Source organism: Parabacteroides sp. 20_3 (genome assembly GCF_964238835.1).
In the GTDB taxonomy this organism is placed as follows: Bacteria; Bacteroidota; Bacteroidia; order Bacteroidales; family Tannerellaceae; genus Parabacteroides; species Parabacteroides distasonis.
In genome coordinates, this window is record NZ_CAXSNO010000008.1 from 41,232 (window position 1) to 53,964 (window position 12,733).

Sequence of the window (12,733 nt, forward strand, 5' to 3'; positions counted from 1 at the left end):
ATTATCCAATTATACTTTCACTTTCATCATTATGTTTCTCAGCATTTCGGATGACGCATTCTTTACTTGTATTGGCATAGCAGTAGACACAGAAATGGCGACAAGTATTATACATTCCAATATCTTTACTCACCATACATCCGCAAACCTTGCGCTGACCGGAATCTTTTACATTTTTCGTCTTCTGCGGGATTGGCGGAAGTTCTCCAAACATATCTCTTTCCGGCCATTTCAATGTATGAAGATAATAAACTAATTCCTTGTCATCAGAGAATATGCCTTTCATGAGTTCTCCATCAATACAACGATTATGTTCTATGCCATAGGACTCTAAATCTATATCTTCAGCACAAGTTGCCATTTCAACATTCCATCCTTGTTCTTCCCAAATGAATCGGATTTTCTGAAGACCTTCAACAATTTCTATTCGCTGAGCATGGTTTGCTTCTGCATTTTCAACATCCTCTTTCGTAAAGAATGTGGTTTCTTTTACGAGATTATTTTGAACTTTTCGATATGCTTTTACATCTATAAAACTGAAAACCAGCTTATCAGTATATCCTTTCAGTTTATTGCCAACATTCCATATTCTTTTAAGCAATTCTCTTGGACTTATAGATAATGTGATTATAAGTGGATCAAATCTCCATATCACTCTCTCTTTACCTATCATTTGAGATAATTGCCTAAATGTTTCGACTCTTTCTTCAACAGATGCCACATTAGGTTCAAATCTTTCATTAACATAATCATTCAATGTAACTTGGAAATAATAGTGTATTCTCATTTCATCAAGGATATGCAAATAAGGTAGAATAGGTTTTGGATTCTTTGTCCAAAATACTATCACTTTGCAATTCTTGAAAGAGATATACATTTTTTGCTGGTTAAAAGGATTGTACCAAGCGCAATAACCTTTAGCCAAGCGATTGAAGAACCATTTGGCATAAAAAGCTGGTATATCTGTAGAACGACTTGCTGAAATGATAACAGGGGCAGTAGCTTCAACTTGCTCGCCAGCATCGTTCGTGATAAGTATCTTATCTGTTGGCATATCTATCGTATAATTCTTGTTTAAGTCTTTCTAACAAAGCCTTATTCTCCATTGTTGAAGGTATCCATGAAGGATTATTTCCTTTTGTAAATGTACATTTATTGATAAAATGCTTTATCGTATTATTATTTGTTCGAGGACTATCTTCCCGACCATAATAATAACCATTGGGAGCATAATCCTTCTGGAAAGAGATTATTTTTTTTGCTAAGACATCACGAACTTCTTTTGGAAGATAAGATCTAGACAATATGAAATTACTGGCATTGATATCATCAACAAAATTAGCTGAAGTCGCATTGACAGGACGGAGCTTACGTTGTCCTTCTGAAGCGCCAGAAATAGTAAATCTATTCTCTGTTACGGGAGTTTGCGTAGATAGCTTAGAAGTTGAAATGCCATTAGTCTTTATAAGGGCGGCAATTTTCTTGTATGCATTAGATGACTGATCTGGAAAGTAGTTATCAAGTATACATAAGAAAGCCTCGGGATCCTGTCGCTTTGCTTCTAATTTAATTGCAATATCAATTTTGTCTTTCTGAGCCTTCAGATCCTTCTGCCCGATTGTTTGATATATTTTTTCTTTGAATTCTTCTGGAGTATAATCTCCAATATCTCCCGCAAAATTTGCTTGAAGAAGATTCTTATATGCTTTTGTGCGTGTAAAATTAGGAATGTTTTCTAATATATACATGAAAGTTTTAGGACTTTGTACGGCATTTTCAAATTCAACATCCTTATTTACCACCCCAACAACTTTTGACTCTACATTATTTATATTCTCAATGATCTTTGATCCCAACTGACTTTCCACAATAACCGAAGCATTCGTGCTCGTTTTTGGCAAGACAGCATCTTTTATTTCTACTCCATTAAGCATTCGCCAAACATTACTTGCAAATGACTGATAATAATCCTTATTGCCATTAATCAGTATGGATGTAAAGGTCTTAGGCAGAGACGCAAAACCTCTTGTGGCACCATAAATGCCATAAGCTAATTTATAATTACAGAATCCCGTTTGTACAAGGTACTCTACCAAACGGTCAATGTTATCACCCTTTTGACAGAATGCAGCAAATGATGAAAGTACATCATTATCAATAGCAAATAGATCAAAGGCGGTGTTCTCCTGAAAATGATTAAGTAATGCTCCAACATAAGCAGATGCAGGATTTGAGTCCCATTTATCTCCAAGCATATTCTTTAGAATCATACCTCCATTATATGCTTGTGCCAAAGGCTCCTCTACACCATTCTTTTCCATTACAGATTTGTACTCTGCCTTAAATTGGGAGCAAATAAGTTCCCTGTAGAAAGAACTTTGGTAAGATGTGTCCAAAATATGCAAAGAAAGATCATCATCAACATTCAGCAATGACTCAATAGCATACTTCTCACGTTGAGCATTTTCTTTTGCTTCCAATTTACGAACAGCTCTATTCATACTGTCTGTGACACGAGTAAACGCCTCTGGGGAAGCATACTCTAAACAACTCCACAAATCGTTTGCATCATAAACTCTACGAAGATGAAGTTTGTTACAGAATGTGTCATAAACACCCCAATGTTGCAAAAGATTCTTGGCATCTTTTGCAGAAAGGCCTTGAGGATTGTCTGACAATTTTAACTCTAACAAATTTTTGTTCCAAATAGTATCTTCATCCATTGAGGAATAGATTTCGTTAAATTCTCTGATTCCATTCAAGATAGCATCGTCTTGTGCTTGAGTAGGTCTTTTATCAGGAGAATTTACAACAGCAGAAAGTGTGTTACGAAGTTTTCGCGATAAAGCTTTCAATCTGCCAATCTCGTTGCTGACCGAACTATTAGCACCTATTAGGTAGCAATAAATGAAACCTTTAATTTTGTCTAGCAGAACGTCTCTACCAACATCTATAGATTCATCCTTTATCTTGCAATTTGCATATGAAGAGTTCCATAAGAAATCATCTTTTTCAGATTGAGTGAATAGGTCTTTGGCAACACCCAAAAATGTTTTTTTCTCCTCTGGTTTAACATTGATATTGGCATCGTAAAGTTTATAGAACTTATTCTCAAGACTTTGTTCTGCCTTTACCAGGACTCCCTGACGCTCTTGATAACTATTGAAATAAATACGACAATGGAAAGGGTTGAGGTTAATGGTATGATAGCAGAGATAGGTATCTACTCCATCATGTTCCTTAGCCTTTTCAAAGAATCCTTCTTTATAATCTTCAGATTCTATCTCGATAACCATAGGATAGTTTTCAAGGTCATTTTCTTCAACTTTGAACCTTGGATATTTGCTATACAATAAAATTACTTGCTCCTTGTCGTTCGCGAAAACAGGATAGAAGCGTTTGTTACCAAAACCACGTCTTGCGTAAAATCCTAAGGGCGAAATTGACTCAGAAGACAATATATTATTGAAATTCAGAGTACAGGTTGGTATATATAATCTCATAATTATCCTTGTTTTTTAGGAGTTAATAAGCCTTATAATGTTAATTTTGAACCACTTGCAAGACTCGTATCATAAAGTGAAGTAGGAATATCATCAAAAAGACTGGAAAGATTGCCTGAGTGCATGATATACAAAGCACGATAGGTTCTCGTTACTGCCACATACAATGGATTCCGGTTATCATCATCCTCAACAGTACATTCGGGAATAAAAACGTGTTCAAATTGAAGCCCTTTTGAACTATGGTATGTCATCATCTTTGGATTGTCCGAAGAAAAATCCAGATCCATAAACGTTCCAAACTTAGCTTCAACGTTTACACCATGATTCTTGAAATATTCATATGCGTGTTCTACCTCATCATTGTGTCTAAACAGAATACCGACATCCTCCATATTTTTGTTTTGAATAAGCGAAATGATAGCGTCATACTGTTCTGTAATGTTATTGTATTTGATGATCTTTGGTTTTTCAACACCCTCTTCAGTGCAACGTTCTTCAAGTTCATCACTTTCCGAATTTAGATATTGAGCAAAACGAGCTATTTTTTTTGGTAATCGGTGATTGAACACAAGTTGTTCAACAGGGAACTTTGTAAAATACTGTATATCCTCCATTGAAACAGTTTGCTTATCTTTAATAAAAGTATAAAGTTGTTGAGCTGAATCGCCATACAACAATAATGCTTTCCTTGCTTTTGAACGGAATAGTTCAATATCCTCTTTCGAAAAATCTTGCGCTTCGTCCACAATGATGTAATCGGCACTTGGACATCCAGCTTTATTCTGCCAATGCCAATGATAGTCAACATTCCGTTGTGGAATGCCCACCTGTGAAATGCCATCAGCCATATATTGCATGAGTGCTTTAGTGAACACAATGTAAAGATAGGTGCCCTTGTGCTCATCCTGTATTTGTTTTGCCTTCCACAAGGCAAGAATGGACTTTCCGCTACCAGCACAACCCTTAACTATGTATGAATTGTCCGTCTTCTTGTTGATTACCTTTACTTGATAATCATCAAGTTCTGAGTCTTTAACGTAAAAACTTCTTTTAGCCATGATTAAATTTATAGATTTATGTTGAAACTATCAATTGTTATTTTATTGTTCTTAGATCGGCTGCAAATCGCCGAATCGTCATTTTGCTTATATTTAGTGGGGTGTATGACATGGGCAAAGTTTTCTATTTCTATCTCTTGCATGATAGTTGTTTTAAGAGGTTTCCTACATAGCACTCGATAACACACTCGGCTTTCGTCATTTGATTTATGGGAGTGACTTACGCTAAATGTTTGCTGCATAAAACAAAGGTCTCTACACTCGTAATAACAAGCGCATGACAACGGCAGAAGCGTCTCTATGGTTCTGCTTTCACGAACATAGTCATTTATTGAGCTATTCATTAACTGAGGATAGAAATATCCTGAATGTTCGTCTTTAGTTGTTACATCAAGCATTATCAGCAAACCGTTTTCATGAAGATAGGTCGCAAGCTTCTTTGCCATTATTGCGTATGCATTGATTGGTAGCACTTCTTTCGAAATCAACTCACAAACAATCTTATCACAAAGGATGAAATGAAAATTTTTCTCGCCGAATGCAAGATTTTCCACGTCTTCACCATTGTTTAACGTCTGGTTTAATATACTCAGTTCGACTTGTACTTTTTTATTTGGATTACTCTCTATCAAATCCTTGAGTATGACTAAAGCACCATCATTACCGTCTATTGCTGTGATGTTTATTTTTGCATGTGTTAAATGCTTTCCAATTGCTGTAATAAAGCCGAGAATTTCACCACCTGTACCGCAACCGCAATCCAATACGTTAATCTTATCCCGTTCCAACATTTCCTTCAGATGTTTATTTTGCATAAGATTATCAACAACACAAAACATCTCTGCATAACTGCGAGGAAAGTAAGTACCAAGATAGACTTTAAGTTCTTCTTCGTTGAGATCAAGATTATACTCATAACGTTCATGTTCTGGGGCATAAATAGCTCGGTGGTCGTTGAAGATCTTTTTGTCAAGCCAATGTGGCAGGATTGTCTTTGACTTCCGGAAAGAAACGTTCGAATTAGTATTTGATAGTTCTTTTGATTGATGCTCTTCGACAACACTAAACGAGCTGTCATCTTCAACTACAAGTTCCTTACCTTCTTCCCAAAAGATTGTAGAAGGCAAAACGGCTTTAACATCATGATTAGTGAATCTTGTTAGTTTTGAACAATATTCGTCTATGCCATCTGCACTTATTATCACAACATATTCTCGAGTTAATTTTATTCCGTATGCAGCAAAAGATGAAGATGCCCTTTTGCCATCAAGCACCATGACAGTAAAATTATCGAGCTTAAGCGATGATTTTATTACCTTTTTTACAAAATTCAAAAGTACTATACTATTTTCGTCTTCGATTACAAAAGATTCAAAGTTTGGCACGTCCTCTTTTTCCTTCTCTTCAGTGTGGGGCTCGTACTTCTTTATATCTTCGAACAACTCTATTTTCTCAATTGGCTCTACTGGTTTATCATAAGTAGCATTGCTGAATTCCGTCAGGTAGAAGGGATTTAGGTTGAGAGTTTCCGTAAGATTAACAATTCCGAGTGGATCAAGGTCGGTATGAGGACAAGTGATGTCATCCAACTTTTCAATGAAATGTTCACTATCAGTAATGTGAAGCCAAGACTTGTTGGTGGCACTTAAATTGTTTTCCAATTCAATAGGTTGATGAAATATAATAAGATGGGGGACATCCTTGATTTGATTCTTTTCAACCCCCAAGACTTTAAGTTCTTTCTTAACTATCGAATGGTTTATTCGTGCTTGTTGGAGGACTGTTTTTCTCGAGCCTCCCTTAATAATTTTACCATTGCATGTCCATTCTCCATTTTCATTGGCAACAACTTTACCCCCATAATTTTTGAATTCTATAGAAATAATAGCGTCTTTCTTTATAAAGAGAGCATCTAACTCGCATCCAATATTATAGTTGCCTGCGAACACACAGAATTCATTCGAATCCTCATAGTGAGCTTTAAGTCGCTCACAGAGAAACCGAAACTGCTCACGCTCTGCAGTTGTATCAAAATTTCCTACTCTGAATGCTAAAAGTCCACCCATTGCAAAAAAAATTATTTTTGTAAACTAAATAGTCATCATTTTTCGCTGACTTTTCCGGTGAAGAATTGTCAGTTTTTGACTACAAAAGTACATAAAATATTGAAAAGGCTTGCAAGCACGGATAAGAATCTACAATAAATATGTTTACTATCAATCAACTATCTTCGTTTTGCTGCGGTATGTCTCTTTGCTATGTTATCATTCCACGGTAATTCAGAAGAAGAGTCACCACCGCCGGTACCGACATGATTCTGTGCCGGGCCACCGACGGCAAGGGTGAAAGCTGCCCCCAATAGTTCCGCCTGCTTCCCGCTTACCTGTTCCTGCGGTTCGAAAACAGCATTGACAAACTCCTCGTCCGTGATCTGGCCGTTGAAATGCCTTTGTGCCACATCATAGTCTATCTGGAACTTGGTGTCCTCAAAAAGTTCCTCTCCGACCCGTGTCCAAATATGGAGCGACGGATTCCGGTAATTGGGAACATTGAGACGCACCAGTTCGGCACCGGACGAGAGGCTGTAACGCTGGGGGTTTGCCTTGCGGTCAAGTCGGTCTATCTGTTTCCGTTGCCTTTCTATGACGGCATCTTTCTCTTTTGACTGACGCTCGGCGGTTTCCGCCCTGCGGATGGCTGTCTCTATCTCTTTCTGGTAACCGTCCCGCAGTTTCCCTATTTCCAACTTATGCCGCTCCTGCAACCGCGCCTTTTCCGCCTGAAGCTCCTTGAGCCGCTTGTTGAGTCCGGCAATCTCTTCGTCCTTGTCCGAGAGTTCCTTTTTTGCTTTGGCAAGGTCGCCCTTGCCGAACCACGAGAGGATGGTGTTCCTGCCCTCCTGTGCCTTCTCCACATCTGCCTGCAACTTGGCAATGTCCTCCTCGTACCGGATTACCTGCTGCCTGTAATAATCCGAGTTGGCCTGATGCTTTGCCGTGGAACCGACGATACCCCGTTGCAGCCCGAATGGTTCCATGGCCGCTGCATAGCTGTTCTGGTATTCATGCAGTTTGGTGCGCCGCATCACATCGTCTGCAGACAGACGGGGACCGGATTTCGTTTCATACTTCCTCTCGCCCTCCCGCTTCCTGCGGACGCGCTCCCCGGCGACAATGGGAACGACGGTGGCGTGCAGGTGTGGCGTTTTCTCGTCCATGTGCAGCACGCACGATACAAGGTTCTCGTTTCCAAAAGTCTCCCTTAGCCATTTGAGGTTGGCATCAATCCAACTGTCCAGCCTGCCGCCATTGGCAATCTCCATCATCTGTTCATGTGTTCCGGTCAGGATGACACGGATGGCTTTTGTCTGGTTCTTGCCGACCTTGCGGCGCAACCCGGCGGTGTCGATGCGGTGCTGTATCGCCTCGGTGCGGTTGGACACTCCTTCCGGAAACCTGACCAGCTCCCGGTTGAGATGCGTCCTGCCTGCATCTGCATTGTCCGGGACATATTTCTTCCCCTTGGCATCTTTCCTTTCTATATGGCATGACATTCCGCTGTCATTGCCGCTGCCACGCTGCAGGTGACAGACCGCGTATTGTGTATTACTCATATCCTTTCGTTTTATGATTGTTGTTTCTGTTGTAAAATCCCGTCCTATTGTCGGAGGCATATACCTGGCTTCTGAACAACATCTTTCGGCCTATGGGCTTTTTGATTGCCGGACGCGGAGCAGAGGCGGTGAAAATGCCCTAATAGGCTACGGGATTTTACAACCCCTTTTTCATAGGACAGCGAGCTGTCCGCTGCTTTCACGTCATTCCGCCCTCCCAGCATCCACCAGTTCAAGTCCGAAGGTATCGATGAAGGTCTGCAACACGGGATTGCGTTCTATCATTCTCGCAAGGATCATCTGCGGCGTGTCCTCCATCAGCAGGAAGTCGGCTATGTCCAGTCCCTGACTGCGCTGTCCGTCGGTCGCAATCTTCTCCAACAGGTCGGAGCAGGTGGCACGCCTGCAGACGGATCCCAGCATCGGCAGCCGTTGCCTCCATTCCTCTGTCGCCTTAAGGTCGGGAAAGAGGATGACCTCCCGACCGCCCAATACCTGCATGGCCTCGCTGTTGAAGCACCCGTGCATTCCTCCGGTGGCAAGCCAGATGAAGTCAGGTATGAAATGGGCAGCTACCAGTGCCGTCTTCTCGCTCTCGACAATGGCTACAGGCTTGGAGGATATGGTGGAGGAAGTGTCCGACAGCAGGTGCTCTCCGAACAGGCATTGCTTCATGCGGAAGTCCTGCACCTTCCTTACCGAATGCACCCAGCTGACTTGGTTAAAAGGTTCCTTGACCCGGTGCCCGGTCTCTGCATTGTAGCCCATAATCTTGCCGGCACGCACATTGCCGTTCCGGTCTATCTGCCAGAATACGGTGGCTCCGCCCCACATCCTTGACGTGCCTACCCTGTAAAGGCGGAACAGCCTGCCGGTGTCCTCCTTGCCCGCCACTTTGGAGAAGTACCGGTACAAAGGGTTGATGTCGTATCTGCGCATGGACTGCTCCACCCAATCAGAGGGAAGAAAGGATATTTTTGGCTCCTGTTCCGGTACTGTCCTCACTGCCGACCTTGCCCGGCCATCCCTTTCGTGTCCGTCCAACCTCTCTTTGACGGTAGGATTGTCCCGGAAATATTCTTTGGGCGTATAGTGGTAGCCGCAACTGTTGATGTGGTCGCACTTGCCCACATTGCCGGGGAAGGAAATCTCTCCCGCCTCGTCGATATAACGGGTGAAGCAGGCTTTCCTGCCGCACTCCGGACAGACGGTCTTGCTGCCCAGACGGTATTTCTGTAGATGGAATCTGTATCCGTTCATGATGTTCTTTTTGTGGATTCCTGCAAATGAAAACCTCTATTTGCAGTTGCAGTTCTTGCAGTCTTGCAGGAATTTTCCTTTTCCGGCACCCAGAAACTGCAAGACTGCAAAGACTGCAGGCTGCAACAGGGCTTCATCCGTTGCAGTCCAGGGTTGATAATTCATTGCCGCTCTCATCAGATTCGCCAGATTTATCATATATAATTTTCTCGTAATGCCCGGTCTTGGCTTTCCTCAGCAGCCTGCTCCGGCACAGCTCCTTGAGGTAGTTCATCACCGTGCGCTCGCTGACATTCTGCAGTTCCTTTCCAATGGCGATGGCCGTCTTCGTATCGAATGTATCCGGCAGCAATGACAGCAGTACCTTGGGCGGTTCCTCGCACATGTCCTCCGCCACGAAGGAGCGGATGCGGCGGTATGAGTCCTCGAAATAGCCGTTCAGCCGGATGGCGGCCTTTACCGATGCCGTGTCCACAGACTGCAGGTTGCCCTCGCCGGATGCATACCGCAGCACCTGCATGAGCAGAGCCAGCCGTGCCACCTGCGCCGGGTGCTTCATCTCACGGCTGTCCACCTCGGCATCGTCCTCTATCAGGTTGATGCGTTCCACCTTCCTGTTCCACCATGAGTAGAAATACTCTTTAGCCTCCCTGTCCATGGACAGCACATGGGGCATCCTTTCTTCCTCCCCGATGTCATAGTCAAGGGCAAGAACCTTTGAAAGTATCTGCTCCCATCGTGCCGCCGGCAGAGCCGCCCTGTCCACTCCGCCATCATCCCAATCAGTCCATTTCGACATTTTCCAAGACTTGGGCAGCACGAACAGGAAGCGGTCGAGCAGTCCGTTATCCTCGAAACCTTTCGTCAGCAGTTCATGTACACGCTTGGTTTGAGTAGTTCCGACGATATTGATGCACGGCTGTTCTATGTGGATCGGTATTGTACTGCTCACCCTTGTCACGTCCAGCGCCCCGCCGCTCCATGCCGTGAGCAGCTGCTCGATGAGCTGTCCGTTGGTGTAGCGGTTGGCGGAGTTGAACATGCCCATGATCTCGTCCACCAGGATGGCCACGCTGCGGGGATTGTTGTTGTGTGTCAGCAGGAGCGATTCGGGGGTGAAGTCGGACACGACGGTACGCCGCAGCACGGGCTTCTTCCCGTTTTCCCCGGCGGCTTTCCATACCTCCAGTTCCGTCTCATACGCCTTGAACAGGGCATAGTCGTGTTTCCGTATGGGACGGTATGCCGCCTCCAGCGGCGGTGTCTTGCCCAGTCCCGGCCTGCCCACGAGGATGATGTAAAGGGCGGCGTTGCTTTGCCACTCGCCCTTGATGCGGATACGGTAGGTGCCGCCCAATGCCGCTGACACAGCCGACAGCATGGCCGTCGCTATGAACTCGGCCTTGTAGTTCTCGTACCGGGCCATGTCAAGGATGACGGACTGCATCGTCTGCGGGAAAACTTCCAACGGGAAATCGGTATCATTGATATGTTCCGCCTCCATGCGGATCCGGTTGCACAGTTCGAGCCGGATGTTTGTCATGTCAGCCATTTTTCTTCTTGCAATAGGATGTCACACTCTCGGATTTCCCTCCCGTCTGTATGCGGCGTATGTCGGACTTGGCATACATGTTCTTGTTGCCTACCTTGACAGGGACGAGGTAGCCGCGCTTCGCCCAAAGGTTGAGCGTGCCGTCGCACACGTTGAGCAGTTCACGGACCTGTTTCGTGTTGAGCCACGTCTCTTCCGCCGCACGCTGCATCTCCGCATCCAGCTCTTCCTGCCGGGCCGCTATCGTGCGCTGCACGATGGATTCGGCAAACATCTTAAGGTCGGTGGGCGTGACTTCCAGCTTCACGTTCGCGCCCTGTTCGACCAGACTTTCTATGGTTATCATAAATATCGGTTTTTGAATTTTGTGATGACCATCTTCAAAAATTCCCTGATGCCCCGCTTCCGATGGCTTATAAAAGAGAAGCACCGCCGACCTTCGGGAAAAGGTTGACGGTGCAAAAGTATATGCGAATTGAAACGGATTGATATATAATGCCTTGTCTTGAATTGTCATGACCATTCAAGTCTGCATGACCATGTAAAACGGCTTATTTTGCCTTATCCGGCGATAGTCCCTGCTTCATCATTAGCGATAATTTCATTGATTTCCTGCGCCAGTGACCGGAACAGTTCCCGGTTCTCGTCGCTCTCGATAAGAAATGCCATCTGGTCTTTCCCGTCCTTGATGACATGCTTTGCCGTCTTCAGGAAGCCGACCGCCTGGCGTATGGCGCTCTCGCTTTTCAGGGAGGGAAGGTCGGGAAACTGCAACGACATGCCCACGCTGTACTCCTTCGCGGCGTGCATCCCGGCCACCAGCTGCAGGTCTTTCAGCACATAGAACGGGAGTGCCTGATGGACTGCGCTCGTGTTGATGGACACGAAACAGCGGATACATTGCATGACAGCCTCCTTCTTTTCGCATTTGAGATAATCCGCGAGAGGCCGTTCCTGTATCTTCTTCTTTCCTGCTGTCCGCTGTGTCTGCGGTGCCGTGCCGTTGCCGGAGTCTGCCGCTTCTGTCGAGTTATTTCCGGTATCGGCATCACTATCACCCATCCCGTCCTTTACGGACTGCAATGCCCATTCTCCGATGCTGCCTTTCTCGATTGCGCCTTTCATGGCGAAATGTTTGTCCCAGTCCTCCTTTGTGCGGAAGCCGTTCTTTATGGACACTTCGATAATCTGGCGAACGACAATGGAACAGCCCATCCGCTCGGCATTCCCCGCCTTGGGATGTCCCGCCTGCCTGCTAACCATGTCCACCATTGCCTCGAAACTCTTGCCGTAATACAGCCAGCTCAATACAAGTGGAGCAGATAGAGTGACATGCCCGGACATGTCTCTAAAAAAGGACTTGACCTTGCCCCAGAAGGAAGACGGAGGAGTGGTTGCATCCTCTTCCCTTTGTTTCCTGTACAGCTCCACGATCTGCCCCGGTACAGCGTTATCCTTGAAATGCAGGCCGATGTTCCTGAAAGCGTCCGTGCTGTCGTCGCACCATGACATCTGCCATTCCTTTTTGATTCCGGGCAGCTGTTTGAATATGGCACGGCATACGGCGAGGTACTGCATCTCGTTACCGTCCGCCATCATTTTCGCAAAGCGGCGGTATTCCTCCCTGTGCGTGTCCTTCCACTGGAAGATGTCCGCCTTGAACTGTTCGTATGTCTGTTTCTGCCCGTCCATATTCATATTGTATTATTACAGGTTGATATAAAAGGATAAGTGGAAAAGAGAG

Annotated in this window: 9 protein-coding genes; all 9 read right to left on the reverse strand. The window is 44.5% G+C overall.

Going from position 1 to position 12,733, the window contains the following annotated elements; translation table 11 throughout:
• Nucleotide 1: 1 nt before the first annotated feature.
• A complete protein-coding gene (locus tag ACESPU_RS16285) occupies nt 2-1,054 on the reverse strand; it encodes a DUF1848 domain-containing protein (protein ID WP_005863225.1) in 1,053 nt (350 codons plus the stop codon).
• On the reverse strand, nt 1,041-3,503 hold the full coding sequence (locus ACESPU_RS16290) for a hypothetical protein (protein WP_005863223.1): 2,463 nt from the start codon (nt 3,501-3,503) through the stop codon (nt 1,041-1,043). Before ACESPU_RS16290 ends, ACESPU_RS16285 begins: the two co-directional genes overlap by 14 nt.
• Nucleotides 3,504-3,535: 32 nt before the next feature.
• The gene (locus tag ACESPU_RS16295; RefSeq protein WP_005863221.1) at nt 3,536-4,564 is read right to left on the reverse strand and encodes an ATP-binding domain-containing protein; all 1,029 of its coding nucleotides are present in this window, start codon (nt 4,562-4,564) and stop codon (nt 3,536-3,538) included.
• Between the two features lie 8 nt (nt 4,565-4,572).
• The gene (locus tag ACESPU_RS16300) at nt 4,573-6,630 is read right to left on the reverse strand and encodes an NERD domain-containing protein (RefSeq protein ID WP_005863219.1); all 2,058 of its coding nucleotides are present in this window, start codon (nt 6,628-6,630) and stop codon (nt 4,573-4,575) included.
• Between the two features lie 158 nt (nt 6,631-6,788).
• A complete protein-coding gene (gene mobV / locus ACESPU_RS16305; protein ID WP_005863217.1) occupies nt 6,789-8,177 on the reverse strand; it encodes a MobV family relaxase in 1,389 nt (462 codons plus the stop codon).
• 204 nt (nt 8,178-8,381) lie between these two features.
• Nucleotides 8,382-9,437, reverse strand: coding sequence for a DUF6371 domain-containing protein (locus ACESPU_RS16310; protein ID WP_005863215.1), 1,056 nt, complete (start codon nt 9,435-9,437; stop codon nt 8,382-8,384).
• 133 nt (nt 9,438-9,570) lie between these two features.
• A complete protein-coding gene (locus ACESPU_RS16315) occupies nt 9,571-10,989 on the reverse strand; it encodes a DUF3987 domain-containing protein (RefSeq protein ID WP_036623158.1) in 1,419 nt (472 codons plus the stop codon).
• Nucleotides 10,982-11,506 (reverse strand): helix-turn-helix domain-containing protein, encoded by a 525-nt coding sequence (locus ACESPU_RS16320; protein ID WP_172719740.1) that lies wholly within the window; start codon nt 11,504-11,506, stop codon nt 10,982-10,984. Before ACESPU_RS16320 ends, ACESPU_RS16315 begins: the two co-directional genes overlap by 8 nt.
• A gap of 44 nt (nt 11,507-11,550) precedes the next feature.
• Complete coding sequence (locus ACESPU_RS16325; RefSeq protein WP_036623155.1) at nt 11,551-12,687, reverse strand: DUF6043 family protein; 1,137 nt, start codon at nt 12,685-12,687, stop codon at nt 11,551-11,553.
• Nucleotides 12,688-12,733 lie beyond the last annotated feature (46 nt).

Excerpts from the sequence above, each read along its gene's own strand:
- ACESPU_RS16285 (WP_005863225.1), bottom strand. The coding sequence starts at position 1,054 with ATGCCAACAGATAAGATACTTATCACGAACGATGCTGGCGAGCAAGTT.
- mobV (WP_005863217.1), bottom strand. The coding sequence starts at position 8,177 with ATGAGTAATACACAATACGCGGTCTGTCACCTGCAGCGTGGCAGCGGC.
- ACESPU_RS16315 (WP_036623158.1), bottom strand. The coding sequence starts at position 10,989 with ATGGCTGACATGACAAACATCCGGCTCGAACTGTGCAACCGGATCCGC.
- ACESPU_RS16295 (WP_005863221.1), bottom strand. The coding sequence starts at position 4,564 with ATGGCTAAAAGAAGTTTTTACGTTAAAGACTCAGAACTTGATGATTAT.
- ACESPU_RS16325 (WP_036623155.1), bottom strand. The coding sequence starts at position 12,687 with ATGAATATGGACGGGCAGAAACAGACATACGAACAGTTCAAGGCGGAC.
- ACESPU_RS16290 (WP_005863223.1), bottom strand. The coding sequence starts at position 3,503 with ATGAGATTATATATACCAACCTGTACTCTGAATTTCAATAATATATTG.
- ACESPU_RS16320 (WP_172719740.1), bottom strand. The coding sequence starts at position 11,506 with ATGACAATTCAAGACAAGGCATTATATATCAATCCGTTTCAATTCGCA.
- ACESPU_RS16300 (WP_005863219.1), bottom strand. The coding sequence starts at position 6,630 with ATGGGTGGACTTTTAGCATTCAGAGTAGGAAATTTTGATACAACTGCA.
- ACESPU_RS16310 (WP_005863215.1), bottom strand. The coding sequence starts at position 9,437 with ATGAACGGATACAGATTCCATCTACAGAAATACCGTCTGGGCAGCAAG.